Below are 20,973 nucleotides of genomic sequence, written 5' to 3'. Positions count from 1 at the left end.
ATGGGGTGGTTTAACAATATTCGTTTACAGCCGAAGTTGATCGCTATTATGGTGTTGGTAGGGCTAATACCGGTGGTGATCGTCGCTTGGGAAGTGAGTAATCGCGCGACTGAGGCGCTGCTAGAGCAGTCCTACAATCAGCTAACTTCGCTTAAAGCAGTTAAACTGTTTCAAATAGGCGATCTATTTCAGGCCCTAGAGAGCGATATGCAGGTCTTAGGCGAAGTGGTCGCCACGATTCGGCGAGAGGCGATTGATCGCTTAAAGACAAACCACGCTCTAAGAGAGCAGAGCCTAAAATCCCACCTTGCTGCCGCCTCGGCCAATCTGCAAATTATGGCTACCACGACCGAAGTTACGCAGATGTTTCACAAGCTGTTTCTGTTTCATGAGCAGCAGCAGACGGCGGCAACCGAGCCCTATCCGGTGGATCATATCGGCTATCTACCGTTAATTCAGGCAGAGTCGGAGCGGGTAAAGCGAATGGCCACAGAGTGGGCGTTTGGCGATGTGCTATTTATCTGCGCCAAACATGGCCATGTCATGTTTACCACCGGCGCTCATAGCGATTTAGGCCAGAATCTAAGCCACGGCCCGCTAAAAAATAGCTCACTTAGCTCGTTGTGGCAGAAGGTGGTCGCGACCAAAAAACTCGCCTTTAGCGACTACCGGCCTTACGGCCCTAATCAGACTCTGCCGACCGGATTTATGGGGGTTCCCTACTATCACCAAGGGAACTTAGAGGGGGTGATTGCGATTCGTATCGATTATCAGCACATCAATGCTCTGTTGCAGCAGCGCAACGGCCTCGGTCATACCGGTGAGGCCTATCTTGTCGGTAGCGACTATTTAATGCGCTCCGATAGCTATCTCGATAGCGCTAACCGCTCGCTACAGGCCAGTTTTGCCAACCCTGAACGCGGTCGGGTAACAACCGTGGCGGTAGAGCAGGCGCTTGCCGGGAAGAGTGGGGCCGATGTTATCACCGACTATCACGGCAATCAGGTTTTAAGTGTCTATGCGCCGCTGCAGCTTGGCGATGTGCGCTGGGCCTTTTTAGTCGAAGTCGATATTGCCGAGGCGTTTAACCCGCTTGATGAGCAGGGCGACTCCCTCTTTGCCCGCTTTATGCAGCTTCATGGCTACTACGATCTCTTTTTAATCGACAGCAGCGGCTATATCTTCTACTCTGTCACACAGGAGGCCGACTATCGCACCAATATCCTCAAGGGTCAGTTTCGTGACTCTAATTTAGGGGAGCTCATCCGCACAGTGGCGCGTGAACGGCAGTTCGCTCTAGTCGATTTTGCTCCCTACGCCCCTAGCAACGGCGAGCCAGCCGCTTTCGCTGGCTATCCGATTGTCGATAAACGCGACGATGAGCTGGAGATGGTGGTGGCGCTACAGCTCTCAACGGCAAAAATTAACGCCATTATGCAGCAGCGCGAAGGGATGGGGGAGAGTGGTGAAACCTATCTAGTCGGGAGTGATCGCCGTATGCGCTCCGACTCCTTTCTCGATCCGGAGGGTCGTTCGATCAGCGCCTCCTTCTCTGGCACCGTGGCCGATAATGGGGTCGATACCGAAGCGGTTGAACGGGCGCTCGCAGGGGAGAGCGCTACCCGCATCATTACCGACTATAACGGTAATCGGGTGCTCTCCTCCTTCTCGCCGTTCAAAGTTGGCGAAGAGGTTTGGGTAGCGATTGCCGAAATGGATGAGGCTGAAGTAGAACAGCCGGTAAAGGCGTTAATCGAACGGATACTCCTATTGGCTGTGGTGATAACTCTGCTGGTGGTTTTAGTCGCTTGGCTAATTGCCCGCTCGATTACGATACCGATGCGCCAAGCGGTCGCTGTCTCCAATCAGATCGCCGCTGGGGATCTCACCGTTACCATTGATGTCCAGAGTCGAGATGAGACCGGGCAGCTATTGAGTGCGATGAAGAACCTCATTGAAAGGCTCAATGCGATTATTACCGAGGTAAAGGGGGGAGCTGACAACCTGGCGAGTGCCTCCAGTGAAGTGAGTGCCACAGCGCAGACGCTCAGCCAAAGCTCCACCGAACAGGCCGCTGGAGTTGAAGATATTAGTAGTGCGGTAGAGCAGCTTAATGCCTCAGTACGGCAGAACTCCGAGAATGCCCGCTCGACCAATCAGATGGCGACTCGTGCCTCGATCGAAGCTAAACAGGGCGGCGACGCCGTTGAAAAGACGGTACAGGCGATGAAGCAGATTGCCGACAAAATTGGTCAAATTGAGACTATCGCCTATAAGACCAATCTGCTCTCCCTTAACGCCGCGATTGAGGCCGCTCGTGCCGGCGAGCACGGTAAGGGGTTTACTGTTGTCGCCTCTGAAGTGCGTAAACTGGCCGAGAACAGTAGCCTAACGGCGCAAGAGATTAGTGAGTTAGCGACCGATAGTGTCAAGGTGGCGGAAGATGCGGGGATAAAAATTGAGAGTATCGTGCCGGCGATTCAAAAGACCTCTGCGCTCGTTGAAGAGATCGCCGCTGCCTCAATGGAGCAGGCTAACGGCGTGGTACAGATAAACGACTCTATGACCCAGCTCGATAAGGCGACCCAGCAGAACGCCTCGGCATCAGAACAGCTCGCGGCGACGGCAGAGGAGCTCAATGGTCAGGCGGAGCAGCTACAGCGATCAGTAAGCTACTTTAAAGTGCGTTAGTCGTTCGGTGCAGCGGTCAGGCTCAGTGCCTGAGGGTCTGTTACTTTACATAATATACATTATAAGAACTTACCGATTGCGTTGTCTGCGAATGGCATCTAACGAGACTACCACCTCACCCTCACCACTTTTTAGCTCATCGGTAAAATGGGGTCTGGCAGCATTGACTCTGCCGGCGGCAGCGTCGAGCTCCTGTTCGCGTTGGGTAATCATCACCAAACAGTCGCGCAAGCCTTGTATGGTTTGATCTGAAAGCGGATGTTTCATTCCCGGTGCCGTCGCCGTATCTTTAATGACATGGGTAAGCACGGTTTTAACGGCTTTAAGGATCTTCTCTTCGCTATTGGCGTTATTGGTGTTGGTTTCACTCATACTATTTTCCTGTAGGTTGGCGGTAAATTATCTGCTGTTACAGGGTTGAACTCCTCTGTATTTAGCCCGATGATTATCCCATTATGGCACATCGACAGGATAACAATGAGTAGTTCCGCTGACATTTTGCAACAATTCCTCGCTGACTTTAAAAACTCCCAGCTTGACTCTATCCAGCAGCAGGCAGATAGTGGGGACAGAGTCGCCTGTCGTCAACTTGGCAGCCTCTATGCCAATGGGCGCGGGGTCAAATTTAATCACGATGAGGCACAAAAGTGGTTAACTCTAGCGGCTGATCAGGGCGATATCGCAGCGATGACGCTGTTAGGATGGATACTGGTCAACCAAGGCAGCGGTCGAGTCAATGGTCACCTACTGGCCATGGAGTGGTACCAAAAAGCGGCCGAAGCGGGGGATGCCGATGCGCAGTGCGCTCTGGCTGATCTCTATATCAGCGGTGCCCCCGGTATTGAGCCTAATGGTGAGGCGATGCTCTACTGGTATGAAAAAGCGGCGTTTCAGCACCACCCTAAGGCGCAATATCAGCTAGGCAAGATGTTAAGCGATGGCAGGTTAATCCCCCAACATAACGAGCTGGCGTTCCACTGGCTCACCTTTGCGATTTTAAATGGCAGCGAGGCGGCGCAAAAGGAGATGGCGATGTTAACGGCTAGGTTAGATCGCAGTGAATTGGAACAGTTTCGCCAGCGGATGATGCAGCAGTATCAATCGATGCTAACTCATTAATTAATCTTGTAAAAATATTTGATACCTCCCCGATGGACGAAACTGAATATAAGCAGACCTATAGCCACTATAACCCTACCCCTTGCGCCTTCTCCAAAGCGGTGTTACGCCGTTGCTGTGGTTGTCGTTATGCCCAAAAGTTGCTAATTGCCGAGCGGGAGGCGGTCTCTTGCCTCTCACCCGATACGGGTTACCCTAGGTGTTATCAGCTACTACCACAGTTACGCACTAAAGCGATGTTTTCGTTAAGGTTAAAGCACGCAGTTGAGGGAGTGTTGCCGCACGGGAAAGAGGTTAAGGTTCAATGCGGCTCCATGCTCGGTCTGCAACAACTACTGCAACCGGCTAAGAGCGGTAGCGAGCGGGTTGCGGATATCTTCGCCCTCCTCGACTTGGCTGAATCGATCTATGGCGACTACCGCTCCCTCCCCTACAGTGAGCTGGTTAAGGCGATTAGCCACTTTAGTGTGCGCAGCCGTTCGCCCCGTCCCTAGACCAAAATTCACTTGACACCTAATCCTTCGAAAGTGTACTATTCCGGCCAGTTGGCTATGTGGCACAGTTGGTTAGCGCACATCACTCATAATGATGGGGTCGGTGGTTCGAGTCCACCCATAGCCACCATTTAAATCTCGATTAAATCAAAGGCTTACCTCGAAAGGTGAGCTTTTTTTTTGCGCTCATGACAGAGCGATATTGATCAACTAGGAATAGCAGAACGATGCCCAAACCCCACGCCCCTGCCTGTGATGAGAATCGCGAACCGATCTTAGCCACTCTTCGTCCCTACTTAACCGAGAGCCGACAACTGCTAGAGATAGCCAGCGGCACCGGACAGCATGCGGTCTATTTTGCCCCCGAACTGCCCCATTTGAGTTGGCAGCCGAGTGATCTGGCGGCCAATATCGAGGGCATTGAGCAGTGGCGCAGCGATAGCGGTAGCGACAACATCCTCCCGGCTATCGTCCTAGATGTCATGCAGCCGTGGCCAGCGCTTCAGGCCGATGCGATCTTTAGCGCCAATAGCTGCCATATTATGAGCGCGGTGGCGGTGGAGGCGATGTTTCAAGGGGCCGCTAACCTATTACCAAGCGGCAAGCCCCTACTTATTTACGGCCCGTTTAATATCGATGGTCAGTTTACTAGCCCTAGCAATGAGCGTTTTCACCACTACCTACAGCGGCAAGATCCCCTTAGCGGTATTCGTGATCTTAGCTGGTTGCAACAGATCGCCGAACCATTAGGGCTCACGCTGGAGAGCGTCCATCAGATGCCGGTCAATAATTTAACTTTAGTCTGGCGAAAAGCGGCCTCTCCAGAGATTTAACTGAGTGGAAAATCTCTTCGAAACCCCATGGCTGGCGCTACTTTCTACTCTAATGGTCATTGCGCTGGCCGAAATTGGCGATAAAAGTCAGCTCGTCTGTATGACCCTCGCCACCCGCTATCGCCCCTGGCCGGTGCTGTGGGGTTCGGTGACCGCCTTTGCTCTACTCAATCTGCTAGCGGTGCTGTTTGGCAGTGCGCTAAACGAACTTATCTCGCCGCAGTGGTTGGGCACGATAGTTGGTCTGCTCTTTATCGGTTTTGGTCTGCACGCCATTCGTGGCGGCCATGAGGAGGAGGAGTCGGCGAACAAGGCGCTACAGCAGGGGGGGCGCAGCCTCTTTTTTAGTACCTTAACCCTTATCTCGCTGGCAGAGCTAGGGGATAAGACTCAGCTAGCGGTCGCCGGTCTCAGCACCCACGGTCACCCTGTTGCCATCTGGTTCGGTGCCACACTGGCACTCAGTTTCACCTCAGCGATGGGGGTGTGGGCAGGGGTCACACTGCTGCACTCTCTGCCCCTGAAGCTGCTGCACCGTTTAAGTGGCACACTGTTTATCGTCATTGGCACCCTGACTCTGTTTGGTCAACTATTGAGTTGGTAGAACAGCCAAACAGCAGCGGTTGGTGCAGCATATAGCCGAACAGGGTTAAGCCATAACAGAGGTGGAACAGCACCATAAGCGCTACAGCTAGGCCTCGTAGCTGATCGGGGAGTGGATATCTCACTTCATGTTCCAAATCGTGGTAGAGTATCGAAGTTCGTTATTTTGTGTTGTCACTATCGGGCTCAATTTTACCACACAGAACAGACCAAAGCACTACGATGGCTCTTCCCCCTTCACTCACTACACCTTCTCTGCGCCTGTCGCAACAGAGCAGCGCAACAACCGTGTTAAAAACTGGCGATAGCGTTAAAGGGATCACGCTGAGTGAGAGTCAGCAGGGGCGGGTTCAGGTACAGATTGGGCAGATGAAGTTTACCGCATTAAGCTCTATTTCGTTAAAAGCGGGAGAGGCGGTTACCCTACAGGTTAATCGTGGCGGGCCGTTGCCGCAGCTAAGCGTTGTTACCAATCCGACCCCCCCCCTCCCGACGGCGAGCGCTGCGGTAACAGCGCCCTCCTCTAGCGGCACGACTCCCTCTCAAATCGCCCTTCCGCTCAATCGCTTTGGCCACCTATCCGAGGGCACGACTCTAAATGCTAAAGTGGTCGATGCTAGAGGCGATAAGTTGCTGCTACAGATCGGAACGCAGAGGGTGGTCGCTCAAACCACGACGCCCCACCCACCTAGCACCGAATTAAAACTACAGGTAAGTGGCCGTACTCAGAGTCAACTGCTGTTACAACCGCTGCCGATGAGAGTCGCTGCCACTCTGATCCCCCCCACTAGCCCACTCCCCCCCCAGCCCCCCTTGGCCAAAGTGACTATCGATGCCCAACAGCTACCGGCGACGGTTAGAGCTCAGCTCAATCTGCCCCCCTCTGCTCCTCAAGTCCCCCCTCTCCCTGCGACAGCGCCAGCTACCCCCTCGCGCCCCTCCCAAACGCCCTTCATCCAACCCTCGCAGTCTCCCCCCCCCGCCACACAGCCACCGCCACAACAACAGCCCGCAGTGACTCCCCTCCCCGCCACACAGCCACCGCCACAACGACAGCCCGCAGTGACTCCCCCCCCCTCTCAACCGCCCTCTCAGCCATCTCGTCCAGTCGAACAAGGGGCTATCGTCGAGGCTAAAGTTATCGCCACTAAAGGGGAGCTGCTCATTTTACAGCTCGGCAAAGAGCAGTTTCCTGCCCGCAGTGAACCGCCACTCCCCGCCGGCACCGCCATAAAATTACAACTCACCGCAACCACCGCAACCCAAATTACCCTGCAACAGCTTCCAGAGAGCCATCGTCCCCTTCCCTCCTCGCTACCATCTAACCTCTCCACCCTAGCGGCTCCTCGTGGCACCGTGGTGATTCCAACCCAGCCAAACTGGCCCGCCCCCCCGCCCGAAGGGGCGATACGACAGGCGAAGGTGGTTGCGGTTGACGGCAATTTGGCCCAACTGCAACTAGGTGGCGATAGAGTGTGGGCCAAAGTAGGCGAGGGGCTCGCTCTAAAACCGGGGGCAACGCTGTTACTACAGAGCCAAGTGCGAGAGGGCCAAGCGGTCGTGTTACAGCCGCTGCAGGGGCCATTTAAGGCGGTAAAACAGATCGAGACCGAAGCGCTGCGCCTCATACTACCGCGACAGCAGCCGCTAGCCGAAGGGCTCGGACGACTGATGCAGTTAGTCCAAGATAGAACCGTGCCCCTGCCTCCAGCGATTCGTCAACTCGCCGAACAGACCCTGACGCCACTGCTCAACTCCGAACGAGCGATTGACGCTAAGTCGGTACAGCAGGCGCTCCAAAATAGCGGCCTTTTGGCCGAGGCGAAACTGCTAACCCGTCAAAGCAGTGAGGGGGATTTAAAACTTAACCTAATGCGCCTAGTGAACCAACTACAACAGTTAGAGTCACAGCAGAGCCCCCGTCCCCAAACCGCGGCAGCGGCGACCACGACAGCCACTGCCGCGAATCAGCAGCAGCTAGTCGGTGAACTACTGCGGGTAGCCGATAGCTCGGTAGCCAGAATTCAGGCGCACCAACTAGAGTCGATTCCCAAGGAGGAGCAGGAGAGCCAGCGCTGGCACTTTGAGCTACCGCTTAAGGTTGCCGAGAATCGTATGGAGAGTCTCGATATTGTGATTGAACGAGAGCCGCGGGGGCAGCAGAGCCAACAGGAGCCGCCGTGGCACCTCACACTCCAGATCCACCTACAACCTTTAGGGGCGATTCGAGCTAAGTTAACCTTGCAAGGAGAGCGCATCAGCTCGACCTTTTGGGCCGAAGACCAACTCACACTAGGTCTGCTCAACCAGAGCCTGCCGCTACTACAGCGAGGTTTCGCCGCCTCAGGATTTGAGTTAGGTGATATTGAGGCGCTATTTGGTAAAGTCGAACGACCAACTCACCGGCCTCAAGCCGAGTTCACCTCCCTGATTAATGAAAGGGTCTAAACCAATCTTCTGCTAGAGATCCATTGAGATGAGTAAAGTTGTTTCCCAATCAAACCATATAGTTTATAATTAATTTTTTTAAACAATTTTTTGAAAGGTTTTAATGATGAAATTTAGCACATCAGAGTTAAATACTGATAGAGGTTGGGCTGCTGCTACTGGCATAAAGAAAAAGCAGTTTTACTTAATTTTGGAAACTTTCGAAAAAAGCCACTCTAGTATTATCGAATCGAAATTACTTAAAAATACGATTGAAATTGGTGATGAATTCTGTATCAAAAACACAGAGGAACTTTTATTTTTTACGCTGTTCAGTTTAAAGAGTGGATTAACTTATGATAACTTGGGTTTTGTGGCTGGAATATCATCATCTTATGCGCACAAAATTCAAGCATTTGGTCTCTCTGTTTTGGAGCACGCATTAAATGAGTTAGAATGTATGCCAATTAGAAAATTTAAGGATCCCACTGAATTTAAAGAGTTTTTTGAGAAAAATAATATCGAAAACATACTCATAGACGCAACCGAGCAACCGAAACAAAGACCATCAGAATATGATAGACAAAAAGAACATTTTTCAGGTAAAAAAAAAGGCATACAGTAAAGGCTTTAGTGATTGCAACCTCTGGAAGAAATATCCCATATATAAGTATGCCATATGCAGGTAGTGTACATGATTTTTCAATGATGAAGCAAGAATTTGATCCGATGGAAAACTGGTTTGAAAATATGAATGCAAATGTTGATTTAGGGTTTCTTGGTATTGAGTCTGTTTATGATTTTAACTCAATAAAAATTCCACATAAAAAACCTAAAAATGGCTCATTGACAGATGAGCAAAAAGCAGAAAATAAAATGGTTGGTTCTGAGAGGATTTTCGTTGAACATAGCATTGGTGGGCTAAAACGTTTTAGAGCTTTAGCTGATAGATTAAGAACTCATTCCGTCAAGTTATATAGCAAAATACTAGGAATATGCGCTGGAATCTGGAATTTCTCTCTCGCTAACCCATTGATTTAAAAAAAGAAACATGTCTAGTGATTCCCCACCGAAAAATGCCAACGCTATTAACTGGGCTATCGCCCTAAAATATGATGGTCAGGGAGCCCCTGTGGTCACCGCTAAAGGGGGGGGAGAGATCGCTAAGCGGATTATTGAAGTTGCGAACGAGCACCAAATCCCGCTGCATCAAGATCCAGAACTCTCGGCACTCTTAGCACAAATTCCACTCGGCGAGGAGATTCCAGTCAAGCTCTATGTCGCTGTGGCCGAAATTATCGCCTTTGTCTATAAGTTAAAACAGGAGGCGCTAGAACAGCGCCCTTTTTCCGATTGACTCGCCCTAGCTAGGGCGATTACGCCTGCTGCGGCTGTGTCAGCTCCCGCGTATGCTCAGTTTGAGAGCCTAAACCGAGTTGCGCTAGCAGTACCTCGCGCGATTTACCGGTCAGCTTCATCAGTAGCTCTAGCTGCTGCTCCTCTGAATCGAAGAAGTTGAGCATAATATTGTGCGGACGAGAGATAGCATCGTCCATAAGCCTCCTCCTAGCTCTGTGCGCCCTGCTGGGCTTGCCTTTAGTCACCTACCCAGAGTTATCGCCCTCCACTTCGGTTTCTGAATCAGAAAGGGCGATAAAATTGCCAATCTGCACGCTAATCAGGATGCGCTACGGCACGCCATTGGCTACAATGCCCCCTTTTAACCGCCGGAGAGTCCGTCTGTGATCGAAAATTTGCGAAATATCGCCATTATTGCCCATGTTGACCATGGTAAAACCACCCTGGTTGACCAGCTGTTAAAGCAGTCTGATACCCTAGATGCCCGCACCCAGCTAGAGGAGCGAGCCATGGACTCCAATGCCCTAGAGAGGGAGCGCGGTATTACCATTTTGGCTAAAAATACCGCCATTCGTTGGGGAGAGTATCGGGTTAATATCGTTGATACCCCCGGACACGCCGACTTTGGTGGCGAAGTGGAGCGGGTGCTATCGATGGTCGATTCGGTACTGCTGTTAGTCGATGCGGTCGAAGGGCCGATGCCGCAGACTCGCTTTGTGACCCAAAAGGCGCTAAGCCGCGGCTTAAAACCGATTGTGGTGATTAATAAGGTCGATCGCCCCGGTGCCCGCCCCTCGTGGGTACTAGATCAGACTTTCGATCTCTTTGATCGCCTCGGTGCGACCGATGAGCAGCTCGACTTTCCGGTAGTTTACGCCTCCGGTCTCGCCGGCTTCGCTGCGCTAGAGGAGGGGGTTAGCTCCGGCGATATGGTACCGCTGTTTCAGACCATTATCGACCATGTGCACCCGCCACAGGTCGAGCTTGAAGATCCGTTTCAGCTCCAAGTGTCGCAGCTCGACTACAACAGCTATGTCGGTGTTATCGGCATCGGTCGCATCACCCGTGGCAGTGTTAAAACCAACACGGCGGTCACCGTTGTCGATAGCGACGGCAAACGGCGCAATGGCCGTCTGTTACAAATTTTCGGCTTTTTAGGGCTAGAGCGGATCGAAGTTCCCGAAGCTCAGGCTGGGGATATTATCGCCTTTACCGGTATCGATCCGCTCTATATCTCCGATACTCTGTGCGATCCTAAGGCGGTCGAGGCGCTAGTCCCTCTTTCGGTCGATGAGCCGACCGTCAGCATGACCTTTCAGGTGAACACCTCCCCCTTTGCCGGCAAGGATGGCAAATATGTCACCTCACGCCAGATCAGGGAGCGACTCGAACGGGAGCTGTTGCACAATGTGGCACTGCGGGTAGAGGATACTGACGATCCCGATCGCTTTCGTGTCTCCGGTCGCGGCGAGCTGCACCTATCGGTGTTAATTGAAAATATGCGCCGCGAGGGGTATGAGCTCGGAGTCTCCCGTCCCGAGGTGATTCTGCGCGATATCGATGGCCAGCAGCAGGAGCCGTTTGAGCAGTTAACGGTCGATATCGAAGATAGCCATCAAGGGAGCGTGATGGAGAAGTTAGGCGAACGAGGGGGGGAGTTAAAAGATATGATCCCCGACGGCAAAGGGCGGGTACGACTCGACTATATTATCCCTAGTCGTGGCCTGATCGGCTTTCGTACCGAATTTTTAACCGCAACCCAAGGGACTGGCCTAATCTATAGCGTATTTGACCACTACGGCCCCTTTAAGGGGGGAAGCTACGGTAGTCGGATTAACGGGGTATTAATCAGCAATGCGCCGGGAAAGGCGCTCGCCTATGCGCTATTTAATCTACAGGAGCGCGGGCGACTCTTTATCGGCCACGGTGACGAGGTCTATGAGGGGATGGTTATCGGTATCCATAGCCGTAATAACGATCTGACAGTCAACCCGCTAAAGGCCAAACAGCTAACCAATATTCGCGCCGCCGGCTCCGATGAGAATATACTGCTCACCCCACCGATCCGAATGTCACTAGAGCAGGCGCTGGAGTTTATCGATGACGATGAGTTAGTCGAAGTGACTCCAAACCATATTCGCATTCGTAAACGGGGGTTAACCGAAAATGATCGCAAACGGGCAGGACGCGGTTAGCCGCTGCCCTCTCCCATGGCACCCCTAGCTATGACCCGTCCCCTCTGGAGACTCTCTATTGCGCTGTGGCTGTTCACAGAGCTCGCCTTCCCGCCTGTCGCGCTAGCGCAAAGTGGCGCGAGCGCGGTGGCTGACACGCTAGTTGTCGGGATCTTTCCGCGCCGCAATGCCCGCCAGACAGTCACACTCTTCACCCCACTCATTAACCACCTTTCAGCCGAGTTAAACAGAGAGGTGGAGCTAGTCACAGCCCGCGACTTTGCCACCTTTTGGGGGCAGGTTGCTCGGCGTGAATTCGATCTAGTTCACTTTAATCAGTACCACTACATTAAGGCCCATGCCCACTACGGTTATGAGGCGATTGTCGCTAACGAGGAGTTCGGCGAGCGCAGTATCGCCTCCGCCCTCTATGTGCGTCGCGATAGCGGCATTGAGTCGCTGTCACAGCTACGAGGTCGTACCCTCATCTTTGGCGGCGATAAGAGCGCGATGATGAGCTACATTATTCCCATCGCCATGCTACAGAAAGCCGGTCTGCAGCAGGGCGACTATCAGCAGAAATTTGCCATTACCCCCCTTAACTCGGTCTTTTCGGTCTATTTTAAGCAGGCCGATGCCGCAGCTGCGGGTGAAATAGTCGCCCGCCTACCGATGATCACCGAGCGTATCGATGTTAGTGCGCTAAAACAGCTACAGATAAGTGAAGCGATTCCCCACCTACCGTGGGCAGTCGCTCCCGAGATGCCGATCGAGCAACGACAGCAGCTAAGCAGACTGCTCACCACGCTCTCTGCAACGGCAACCGGCAGAGCGCTACTCGAACAGGCCAAGCTGACCGGACTCCATCCGGCGACCGATGCCGACTACGAGAGAGTTCGTCATCTTGTTAAGCAGGTGTTAGGTGAAACCTATTAAATGCGTCCACTGCCCCACTCTTCGCTAGCGCTGCGTTTTATCGCTCTGACCATATTAATCTTAGTGACCACGCTAGGACTCTCCACTAGCTATCTGATTGAGCGCCAATACCGACTCGGTGAGCAGCAGTTAGAGTACAAAGTAGCCAGTCTCGGTCAATTTTTCGCCCTTATCGCCCCAGAGAGCCTGCTCGCCTACGATCTGACCACACTCAATGACTATGTTATCGAAATTAGCCGCCACCCAGAAATTCTGTTTGTACTAGTGACCGATAGCCAGCAAAACGCACTGACCACCTATATCGATCCTACTATGCGGCTGCTAACTACAACGGAGCAGGAGCACGGTTCTCATGAGGCGATAGAGCTGTTACAGCAGCGGCTCGCCGCGCACCCAGAGGCGATGCAACTACAGTTCGATATCGACTTTGAGCAGCAAAAACTGGGAGAGATCACGATTTTTGCCGACAAAACGCCAAGCCAGCGGCAGATTCAGACCGGTATCTACCACTATATTTTGCTCTATCTCGGCTCGATTATCCTGCTCGGTGCCGCGATCTATCTAGTCTTTCGTACCCAAGTGATCGCACCGATACGGTCACTGCTGCTAGGGATGCAACGAGTCGCTAATGGCGATCTAGAACACCCTGTCTCCATCGTCACACACGATGAGATGGGGGAGTTAACCATCGGTTTTAACCGTATGATGATCCACATCCGTGAGGAGCGCGAGGCGCTACGAAAGCTCTCGAGTGCGGTAGAGCAGAGCCACGCCTCAGTCATTATTACCAACACAGCGGGCACGATTGAGTATGTCAACCCCCCATTTAGTAAGATTACCGGTTATAGCGCCGCCGAGGTACTCGGTCAAAATCCACGCCTGCTAAAGTCGGGTAAAACATCCCCAAAGACCTACCATAAGTTATGGCGCACAATTCGTGCCGGCGAGGTGTGGAACGGCGAGCTGTGCAATCGCAAAAAGAGCGGCGAACTCTACTGGGAGAGTGTCACCATCTCCCCGATTAAAGATGAACAGGGGCAGATTAGCCACTTTGTCGCCATTAAAGAGGATATCAGCCTGCGCAAAACTTATGAGGCAAAGCTGTTTCGACAGGCCAACTTTGACACGCTCACCGGCCTACCTAACCGAGCGATGGCACTTAACCGACTCAAACAGACACTAGCGAGTGCCGAGCGTCGCCACAACACGATTGCGGTCATCTTTTTTGATCTCGACAACTTTAAACAGGTTAACGACTCTCTCGGCCATGAGGCCGGCGACAGACTGCTCCAGCAGGTTGCCAAGCTGGTTAGTCAACTGCTGCGACAGGAGGATATCCTCGCTCGTCTCGGAGGTGATGAATTTCTAATCTTAATGTCCGATACCCCTGATCACCTCTCCAGCCAGCGGGTTAGCCAGCGCATTATAGAGACGCTGCATCAACCGATCCAAATTGAGGGGCATGAGCTCCACATCGGTTGCAGTATCGGCATCACCCTCTTCCCCGAAGATGGTCAAGAGCCATCGCAGCTACTGAAAAATGCCGATGCGGCTATGTATCAGGCCAAGGCCGAAGGCAAAGGCAACTACCACTACTTTACCGCCTCACTCAATGAGTCGATTACACGGCGACTAGAGCTAGAGCAGCGTCTTCGCAATGCGCTAGCAGAGCAGGCATTTGAGCTCTACTATCAGCCCATTATCGATGCTGTCAGTGGTCAAATTACTCAAGTCGAAGCGCTGCTGCGCTGGCACCCTGCGAGCGCTGGGGAGGAGGAGATTTTACCCGATGAGTTTATCCCTATCGCCGAAGATATCGGTGAGATTGGTGCCATCGGCCACTTTGTATTGCAACAGGCGCTGCAGCAGCTCGCTAAGTGGCGTTGTGACGGCTTCGCTATCTATCGCATGAGGGTGAATGTCTCGGCGCGGCAGTTTATCCAGCCCCACTTTGTCGATGAGGTGCTACACCTACTGCCCCACTACAGTATTGAGCCAGATCAGTTAGAGCTGGAGATTACCGAAGGGTTACTTATCGATAAGCGGCTCACTATCTCGCAACAGCTAGCGCAACTACGCTCAGCTGGCGTCAGAATTACCATTGATGATTTCGGTACCGGCTACTCTGCCCTCGGCTATTTAAACCGTTTTCAAATCGATACGCTCAAAATCGATCCCTCCTTTATCGCTAATTTGGGTATCGACGGGGGGGATGTCAGCCTCGTTCGCGCCATAATCACCATGGCACAGGAGCTTAATATCGAAGTCATTGCCGAAGGGGTAGAGCTGCCACAACAGCAGCAGGCGTTACAGCAGCTAGGGGTCAACTACCTACAGGGCTACCTCTTCTCTCATCCACTTCCGGCGACGGCTATCGTGTCACTGCTACCGCGTCGCTAGGCGAGAGAGATTTTTTGAACCACACGCCCTTTCAAGGCAGCAATAAGCTGTGTGATAATAGCCCCCAGTGGTATGGGTCATTCATTTCAACTAGGCAAAGAGAGTATGGACGATAACAAACGCAAAGCGCTAAACGCGGCACTCGGACAGATTGAGAAGCAGTTTGGTAAAGGCTCGGTCATGCGCATGGGCGATTCAACTGCCCCGCGCGATGTACAGGTGATTTCGACCGGTTCGCTAGGGCTCGATATTGCGCTCGGCATAGGGGGGCTCCCCCGTGGCCGTGTGGTTGAGATTTACGGCCCCGAGTCATCCGGTAAGACCACCCTCACCCTACAGGTGATTGCTGAGGCACAAAAGATGGGGGGTACCTGCGCTTTTATCGATGCAGAGCACGCCCTCGATCCTATCTACGCCGAAAAGCTGGGAGTCAATGTCGATGATCTGCTAGTCTCCCAGCCCGATACCGGCGAACAGGCGCTGGAGATTGCCGATATGTTGGTGCGCTCAGGTGCCATCGATGTCGTCGTGGTCGATTCGGTCGCTGCCCTCACCCCGAAAGCGGAGATCGAAGGCGATATGGGCGACTCCCATGTCGGTCTGCAGGCGCGGTTGATGTCACAGGCACTACGAAAACTGACCGCGAATATCAAACGCACTAACTCGCTGGTGGTCTTTATTAACCAAATTCGAATGAAGATCGGGGTCATGTTCGGCAGTCCCGAGACCACCACCGGCGGTAATGCCCTTAAGTTCTACTCCTCGGTTCGGCTCGATATCCGCCGTATCGGTTCGGTGAAGAAGGGCGATGAGATTCTTGGCAATGAGACGCGGGTTAAAGTGGTTAAAAATAAGATGGCCCCCCCATTCAAACAGGCTGAGTTTGATATTATGTGGGGCGAGGGGTGCTCTCGCGAGGGCGAAATTCTCGATTTAGGCGTTAAACACAACTTGATCGAAAAGTCGGGGGCTTGGTATAGCTACGGTAGCGAACGCATCGGCCAGGGAAAAGAGAACGCCCGCCAATTTTTTAAAGATAACCCTGAGACTACCACCGAGATCGAGCAAAAAATTCGTGAGCTGTTAATCACCACCACCGTCGCTAAGAGTGATAGCGCCCATGCCGATGAAGAGCCCCCCGCTGAGGGTGATCTGCTTGGCTGAAGCCTCAACCGCAGCAGAGCTACAGCACTGTTACCGGCAGGGGCTTAAACTGCTTGCCCCCCGAGATCACGCCCCTGCCGAGCTAGAGCGCAAGTTACAGAGTCGTGGCTACGATAGTGAGATCGTCGCCCAGACTCTCGCTCGCCTTGAGGATGAAGGGAGCCTTGACCGTGAGCGCTACAGCGAGAGCTATATCCGCTCTCGTGCTGCCAAAGGGTATGGCCCGCGCCGAATTGCCCAAGAGTTACAGCAGCGAGGCATCGATCGCGAAACAGTTGCCAGACAGCTACAGCAAGCCGAGTGCGACTGGTTTGAGCTAGCGCGACAGTGCCACCAAAAACACCACACAGTGGCCACCTCTGCCGCCGAACGAGCTAAGCAGCAGCGCTACTTGCAGCAGCACGGATTCGAGAGCGAACAGATTCGCTATGCGCTAACCCTCCCCCGTTGACCCCCCTACCCCTACCTATTTTAAGTTCCTGAAGATGAGATTGTGATGACCAGCAGCCAGCAGATTCGAGACGCTTTTTTAGAGTTCTTTGCCACCCGAGGCCACCAGATCGTCGCTAGCAGCTCGCTAGTACCGGCCAATGATCCGACCCTGCTCTTTACCAACGCCGGTATGGTGCAGTTTAAAGAGACCTTTTTGGGCACCGAAAAGCGCAGTTATCAACGCGCTACCACCTCGCAGCGCTGTGTTCGTGCCGGTGGTAAACATAACGATTTAGAGAATGTTGGCTACACCGCCCGCCACCATACCTTCTTTGAGATGCTAGGCAACTTCAGCTTTGGCGACTACTTCAAGCGCGATGCGATTCGCTACGCCTGGGAGTTTTTAACCGATACCTGCCAACTACCGCCGGAGAGGCTTTGGGTTACCGTCTATGCCGAAGATGACGAAGCGGCGACTATCTGGCTAAACGAGATTAAGGTCGATCCGCAACGATTTAGTCGCATTGGCGATAAAGCCGGTAAACGCTACGAGAGCGACAACTTTTGGGCCATGGGCGATACCGGCCCCTGCGGCCCCTGTAGTGAGATATTTTACGACCACGGTGAGGCTATCCCCGGCGGCCCCCCTGGCACCCCAGAGGAGGATGGTGATCGCTATATCGAGATCTGGAATCTAGTCTTTATGCAGTATAACCGCGACAGCAGCGGCCAGCTAACCCCCCTACCTAAACCGTCGGTCGATACCGGTATGGGGTTAGAGCGCCTTGCGGCGGTACTACAGCAGGTTCATAGTAACTACGATATCGATCTATTTCAGGCCCTCATCAGCGCCACCGCCGCCCTAATCGGTTGTCAAGATAGGCGCAGCCCCTCGCTGAAGGTGCTAGCAGATCATATTCGCTCCTGCGCCTTCTTAATCACCGATGGGGTGATCCCCTCCAATGAGGGGCGCGGCTATGTGTTGCGTCGCATTATTCGCCGCGCGATTCGCCACGGCCATCAATTAGGGGTAAAAGAGCCCTTCTTTCACCAGTTAGTGCAACCGTTAGAGGCGCAGATGGGGAGAGCCTATCCAGAGTTAACCCAGCAGCAGGCGCAGGTTGAGCGGGTCTTATTACAGGAGGAGGAGCGTTTTGCCGAAACCCTAGAGCTAGGCATGAGCCACCTAGAGGAGTCGCTAGCGACCCTTCAGGGCGATACTATCCCCGGTGCGCTACTATTCAAACTCTACGACACCTACGGTTTCCCGATCGATCTAACCGCCGATATTGCGCGGGAGCGGCAGTTACAGATCGATATGGCCGGCTTTGAGGCCGAAATGGCTCAGCAGCGCCAACGCGCTCGTGCCGGCAGCCAGTTCGGTGGCGGTGACGGGCTACTCGACACCGATATTGAGACCCTGTTCACCGGTTATGACAAGCTCCTAGAGAGCGTCACTGTCGCCGCCCTGTTTACCGAGCAGCGGCAGCCTGTTAGCACCCTACAGCCGGGCGAGCGAGGCGTTGTGGTCGTTAACCAGACCCCCTTCTACGCCGAATCGGGGGGGCAGGTTGGTGATAGTGGCTGGTTAGAGAGTGTGAATGGGGCTAGGTTTAGGGTGACCGACACCCAAAAACAGGGGAGTAGCTCACTCCATGTCGGGGTGGTCGAACAGGGCTCTTTAGCGCAAAATGATCGCATCACCCTACAGGTCGATAGGGAGAGACGCCAAGCGACCGCCTGCCACCACTCAGCCACCCATCTACTGCACGCAGCCCTGCGGCAGACGCTTGGCAGCCATGTCCAGCAGAAGGGTTCACTCGTTGATGCGAACCGACTACGGTTTGACTTTGCCCACTTTGAACCGATTACCCCAGCACAACTCGCAGAGATCGAAGCGCTGGTTAACCGGCAGATTCGGGCTAATTTAGTGGTCGAAACGGCTATTATGGGGCTCGAAGAGGCCAAAGCGAGTGGCGCGATGGCGCTCTTTGGCGAAAAGTATGGCGAAAAGGTACGGGTGTTGACGATGGGCCAATTTTCGGTTGAGCTCTGTGGCGGCACCCATGTTCAACGCACCGGCGATATTGGGGCGTGTAAAATCATTGCTGAGAGCGGTATCGCCGCCGGCGTGCGCCGCATTGAGGCGCTCTGTGGTGAGAAGGCACTACAGTGGTTCAATGAGGGCGAGTCGATGCTACAGCAGGCAGCTAGGTTACTAAAGAGCAGTCGAGAGGAGTTCATCCCTCGACTAGAGCAGCAGCTAGAGCGCCATCGGGCATTAGAGAGGGAGCTACAGCAGCTCCAGGCGAAGCTAGCGAGCTCCCGCAGCGGCGATCTATCGACTCAAGCGATCAATGTCGATGGCATTAGGGTCGTTGCTAGCCGTCTTGAGGGGGTGGCCGCCAAAGAGCTACCTCCCATGGTCGATCAACTTAAAGATAAGCTAAAACAGGCGGTTATTTTGTTAGCGGTTGTCAATGGCACCAAAATTAACCTCATCGCCGGCGTGACCAAAGCGCAGACAGCACGCATGAAAGCGGGTGAGCTGCTTAACTTCGTCGCCACTCAGGTCGGCGGCAAAGGGGGGGGGCGTCCCGATCTCGCGCAGGGGGGCGGTAGTGAGCCCGATAAGCTTGATGGGGCGTTAGAGAGCGTCGTCAATTGGGTTAAGGAGAGAGTATAGATGGCGCTCATTGTACAGAAATATGGCGGGACTTCCGTCGGCAGTGTCGAGCGCATTGCCCATGTCGCTCAAAAGGTGAAGCAGGTACGAGATCGAGGTGATGATGTCGTGGTGGTCGTCTCGGCGATGAGTGGCGAGACTAACCGTCTCATCGCCCTAGCCGATGCTGTTGCCGCAGAGAGAGTAGAGCGGGAGATGGATGTACTACTCGCTACCGGCGAGCAGGTGACCATTTCGCTACTCTCCATGGCGCTGCATCAGCTCGGCGCTGCGGCGCGATCTTACACCGGCAGCCAAGTACGCATCTTAACCGACAGCGCCCACACCAAAGCGCGTATTGTCGATATCGATAACGAACCGATTCAGCGTGATCTAAGCCAAGGGCGGGTGGTGGTCGTGGCCGGCTTTCAGGGGGTAGATGAGCAGGGCAATATCACCACTCTCGGTCGCGGTGGCTCCGATACCACAGCGGTCGCCCTTGCCGCCGCCCTGAAAGCCGATGAGTGTCAGATCTACACCGATGTTGATGGCGTCTATACCACCGATCCGCGCGTGGTTCCTGAAGCTTCCAGGCTTGATCGTATCACCTTTGAGGAGATGTTGGAGATGGCTAGCCTCGGCTCTAAGGTGTTACAAATTCGCGCGGTTGAGTTTGCCGGTAAATATAATGTTCCACTGCGGGTACTCTCCTCGTTTGAAGAGGGGCCAGGTACCCTGATTACCTATGAGGATGAGAGAATGGAAGATGCACTGATTTCGGGAATCGCCTTTAATCGCGATGAGGCTAAACTCACCCTGATGGGTGTCCCCGATCATCCCGGTATCGCCCACCGTATCCTCGGCCCGATTGGTGAGGCCAATATTGAGGTCGATATGATTGTACAAAATGTCGGTGCCGATGAGACGACCGATTTTACCTTTACCGTCCATCGTAACGACTATAAAAAGGCGCTGGAGATTCTGCGACAGATCGCCAACGAGCTTAATGCACGAGAGGTGGCCGGTGATAACAGAATTGTTAAACTCTCCATTGTCGGCGTCGGGATGCGCTCCCACGCCGGCATTGCGAGCACGATGTTTAAAACCCTCTCCGATGAGGGGATCAATATTCGTATGATCTCCACCTCAGAGATTAAAATTTCGGTAGTGATCGATGAGAAGTATCTGGAGTTAGGGGTTCGCGCTCTGCACACCGCTTTCGGGCTCGAAGATAGCCGCGAAGAGTAGGGGCGGGTTTGAAACCCGCCCCTACACGCTTAGCTGAGTGGCTCAAGCGCTCTGTGGTAACTGCGGCGCAAAACAAAAGCGACCAAAAAACCGGTCGCAACGCCTACGACTAATAGTTCCCAGTTATGAAATATAGCGCCACTGAGCCCTCCCACAATGGCACCGACTATCCACACCTTCACATCGCTCTCAAAACGGGGATTAATCCAGAACTCCATTAGCAGGCTATAGAGAAGACTCGGAATGCCGATGAAGATCAGCGCCATAATAAAAAAGAGCGGAAAGAGGATGAGGACTGACACCCCCTCATCACTGTGATATAATATATAGAGTCCCGAGGGGATCACATAGAGTAGGCTGCTGATAAGCGCCGGTAAAAAGATACCGAGAAAGATTCGAAGCAGACGGCTTTTCATGGAAAAACTCCC

General features: G+C 53.3%; 20 protein-coding genes and 1 tRNA gene. 17 read left to right on the top strand and 4 right to left on the bottom strand.

The features are described 5' to 3' along the window. A complete protein-coding gene (locus D5085_15155) occupies positions 1-2,691 on the top strand; it encodes a methyl-accepting chemotaxis protein (protein ID QEP44343.1) in 2,691 nt (896 codons plus the stop codon). A gap of 69 nt (positions 2,692-2,760) precedes the next feature. Here D5085_15155 and D5085_15150 read toward each other — a convergent pair whose 3' ends face one another. Continuing rightward, positions 2,761-3,063, bottom strand: coding sequence for a segregation and condensation protein A (locus D5085_15150; GenBank protein ID QEP44342.1), 303 nt, complete (start codon positions 3,061-3,063; stop codon positions 2,761-2,763). Between the two features lie 69 nt (positions 3,064-3,132). On the opposite strand from D5085_15150, the gene D5085_15145 reads away from it, so the two are divergent. From D5085_15145 to D5085_15125, 5 genes are all read left to right on the top strand, one after another. Beyond that, complete coding sequence (locus D5085_15145; protein ID QEP44341.1) at positions 3,133-3,810, top strand: sel1 repeat family protein; 678 nt, start codon at positions 3,133-3,135, stop codon at positions 3,808-3,810. Positions 3,811-3,842: 32 nt separating this feature from the next. Further along, positions 3,843-4,304 carry a hypothetical protein gene (locus D5085_15140; protein QEP44340.1) on the top strand — a complete coding sequence of 154 codons (462 nt, stop codon included), beginning with the start codon at positions 3,843-3,845 and terminating at the stop codon, positions 4,302-4,304. Positions 4,305-4,357: 53 nt separating this feature from the next. After that, positions 4,358-4,434 (top strand) — tRNA-Met (locus D5085_15135). Positions 4,435-4,531: 97 nt separating this feature from the next. Then, positions 4,532-5,137 carry a DUF938 domain-containing protein gene (locus D5085_15130; GenBank protein ID QEP44339.1) on the top strand — a complete coding sequence of 202 codons (606 nt, stop codon included), beginning with the start codon at positions 4,532-4,534 and terminating at the stop codon, positions 5,135-5,137. A 52-nt stretch (positions 5,138-5,189) separates the two neighbouring features. Continuing rightward, positions 5,190-5,741 (top strand): TMEM165/GDT1 family protein, encoded by a 552-nt coding sequence (locus D5085_15125; protein QEP45185.1) that lies wholly within the window; start codon positions 5,190-5,192, stop codon positions 5,739-5,741. On the opposite strand, the gene D5085_15120 is transcribed toward D5085_15125, so the two are convergent. Continuing rightward, positions 5,698-5,892, bottom strand: a complete 195-nt coding sequence (locus D5085_15120; protein ID QEP44338.1) for a DUF1624 domain-containing protein — start codon at positions 5,890-5,892, stop codon at positions 5,698-5,700. The two genes, D5085_15125 and D5085_15120, sit on opposite strands and share 44 nt — an antisense overlap. Before the next feature lie 136 nt (positions 5,893-6,028). Here D5085_15120 and D5085_15115 point away from each other — a divergent pair, with 136 nt between their 5' ends. From D5085_15115 to D5085_15100, 4 genes are all read left to right on the top strand, one after another. Next, positions 6,029-8,188 (top strand): flagellar hook-length control protein FliK, encoded by a 2,160-nt coding sequence (locus D5085_15115; GenBank protein ID QEP44337.1) that lies wholly within the window; start codon positions 6,029-6,031, stop codon positions 8,186-8,188. Between the two features lie 106 nt (positions 8,189-8,294). After that, positions 8,295-8,792: a transposase family protein gene (locus D5085_15110; protein QEP44336.1), complete on the top strand. Its 498-nt coding sequence runs from the start codon at positions 8,295-8,297 to the stop codon at positions 8,790-8,792. Between the two features lie 8 nt (positions 8,793-8,800). Further along, positions 8,801-9,208, top strand: a complete 408-nt coding sequence (locus D5085_15105; GenBank protein QEP44335.1) for a hypothetical protein — start codon at positions 8,801-8,803, stop codon at positions 9,206-9,208. Positions 9,209-9,218: 10 nt separating this feature from the next. Continuing rightward, positions 9,219-9,524 carry a flagellar protein FhlB gene (locus tag D5085_15100; protein QEP44334.1) on the top strand — a complete coding sequence of 102 codons (306 nt, stop codon included), beginning with the start codon at positions 9,219-9,221 and terminating at the stop codon, positions 9,522-9,524. A 19-nt stretch (positions 9,525-9,543) separates the two neighbouring features. Here D5085_15100 and D5085_15095 read toward each other — a convergent pair whose 3' ends face one another. Continuing rightward, positions 9,544-9,723, bottom strand: coding sequence for a hypothetical protein (locus tag D5085_15095; protein ID QEP44333.1), 180 nt, complete (start codon positions 9,721-9,723; stop codon positions 9,544-9,546). Between the two features lie 186 nt (positions 9,724-9,909). On the opposite strand from D5085_15095, the gene typA reads away from it, so the two are divergent. The 7 genes from typA to D5085_15060 all read left to right on the top strand — a co-directional run bounded on the left by typA (position 9,910) and on the right by D5085_15060 (position 20,545). Then, complete coding sequence (gene typA, locus D5085_15090) at positions 9,910-11,721, top strand: translational GTPase TypA (GenBank protein QEP44332.1); 1,812 nt, start codon at positions 9,910-9,912, stop codon at positions 11,719-11,721. 15 nt (positions 11,722-11,736) lie between these two features. Further along, positions 11,737-12,636 carry a phosphate/phosphite/phosphonate ABC transporter substrate-binding protein gene (locus D5085_15085; GenBank protein QEP44331.1) on the top strand — a complete coding sequence of 300 codons (900 nt, stop codon included), beginning with the start codon at positions 11,737-11,739 and terminating at the stop codon, positions 12,634-12,636. Further along, the gene (locus tag D5085_15080; GenBank protein QEP44330.1) at positions 12,637-15,036 is read left to right on the top strand and encodes an EAL domain-containing protein; all 2,400 of its coding nucleotides are present in this window, start codon (positions 12,637-12,639) and stop codon (positions 15,034-15,036) included. Positions 15,037-15,141: 105 nt separating this feature from the next. After that, positions 15,142-16,200: a recombinase RecA gene (gene recA / locus D5085_15075; protein ID QEP44329.1), complete on the top strand. Its 1,059-nt coding sequence runs from the start codon at positions 15,142-15,144 to the stop codon at positions 16,198-16,200. Next, on the top strand, positions 16,157-16,651 hold the full coding sequence (locus tag D5085_15070; GenBank protein ID QEP44328.1) for a regulatory protein RecX: 495 nt from the start codon (positions 16,157-16,159) through the stop codon (positions 16,649-16,651). The genes recA and D5085_15070 overlap by 44 nt, the downstream gene beginning before the upstream one ends. 45 nt (positions 16,652-16,696) lie before the next feature. Next, positions 16,697-19,318 (top strand): alanine--tRNA ligase, encoded by a 2,622-nt coding sequence (locus D5085_15065; GenBank protein QEP44327.1) that lies wholly within the window; start codon positions 16,697-16,699, stop codon positions 19,316-19,318. Continuing rightward, a complete protein-coding gene (locus D5085_15060; GenBank protein QEP44326.1) occupies positions 19,319-20,545 on the top strand; it encodes an aspartate kinase in 1,227 nt (408 codons plus the stop codon). Between the two features lie 29 nt (positions 20,546-20,574). On the opposite strand, the gene D5085_15055 is transcribed toward D5085_15060, so the two are convergent. Next, positions 20,575-20,961, bottom strand: a complete 387-nt coding sequence (locus D5085_15055) for a hypothetical protein (protein QEP44325.1) — start codon at positions 20,959-20,961, stop codon at positions 20,575-20,577. Between the last annotated feature and the right edge of the window lie 12 nt (positions 20,962-20,973).

Source organism: Ectothiorhodospiraceae bacterium BW-2, from assembly GCA_008375315.1.
GTDB lineage: Bacteria > Pseudomonadota > Gammaproteobacteria > Thiohalomonadales > Thiohalomonadaceae > BW-2.
The sequence above is the reverse complement of the archived record's forward strand: the minus strand, read 5'-3'. Positions and strand labels throughout refer to the sequence as shown.

Coding starts and splice junctions, on each gene's coding strand:
- D5085_15150 (QEP44342.1), bottom strand. CDS start 3,063: ATGAGTGAAACCAACACCAATAACGCCAATAGCGAAGAGAAGATCCTT.
- D5085_15145 (QEP44341.1), top strand. CDS start 3,133: ATGATTATCCCATTATGGCACATCGACAGGATAACAATGAGTAGTTCC.
- recA (QEP44329.1), top strand. CDS start 15,142: ATGGACGATAACAAACGCAAAGCGCTAAACGCGGCACTCGGACAGATT.
- D5085_15065 (QEP44327.1), top strand. CDS start 16,697: ATGACCAGCAGCCAGCAGATTCGAGACGCTTTTTTAGAGTTCTTTGCC.
- D5085_15110 (QEP44336.1), top strand. CDS start 8,295: ATGAAATTTAGCACATCAGAGTTAAATACTGATAGAGGTTGGGCTGCT.
- D5085_15055 (QEP44325.1), bottom strand. CDS start 20,961: ATGAAAAGCCGTCTGCTTCGAATCTTTCTCGGTATCTTTTTACCGGCG.
- D5085_15125 (QEP45185.1), top strand. CDS start 5,190: ATGGTCATTGCGCTGGCCGAAATTGGCGATAAAAGTCAGCTCGTCTGT.
- D5085_15140 (QEP44340.1), top strand. CDS start 3,843: ATGGACGAAACTGAATATAAGCAGACCTATAGCCACTATAACCCTACC.
- D5085_15080 (QEP44330.1), top strand. CDS start 12,637: ATGCGTCCACTGCCCCACTCTTCGCTAGCGCTGCGTTTTATCGCTCTG.
- D5085_15070 (QEP44328.1), top strand. CDS start 16,157: ATGCCGATGAAGAGCCCCCCGCTGAGGGTGATCTGCTTGGCTGAAGCC.
- D5085_15100 (QEP44334.1), top strand. CDS start 9,219: ATGTCTAGTGATTCCCCACCGAAAAATGCCAACGCTATTAACTGGGCT.
- D5085_15085 (QEP44331.1), top strand. CDS start 11,737: ATGGCACCCCTAGCTATGACCCGTCCCCTCTGGAGACTCTCTATTGCG.
- D5085_15130 (QEP44339.1), top strand. CDS start 4,532: ATGCCCAAACCCCACGCCCCTGCCTGTGATGAGAATCGCGAACCGATC.
- D5085_15060 (QEP44326.1), top strand. CDS start 19,319: ATGGCGCTCATTGTACAGAAATATGGCGGGACTTCCGTCGGCAGTGTC.
- D5085_15155 (QEP44343.1), top strand. CDS start 1: ATGGGGTGGTTTAACAATATTCGTTTACAGCCGAAGTTGATCGCTATT.
- D5085_15095 (QEP44333.1), bottom strand. CDS start 9,723: ATGGACGATGCTATCTCTCGTCCGCACAATATTATGCTCAACTTCTTC.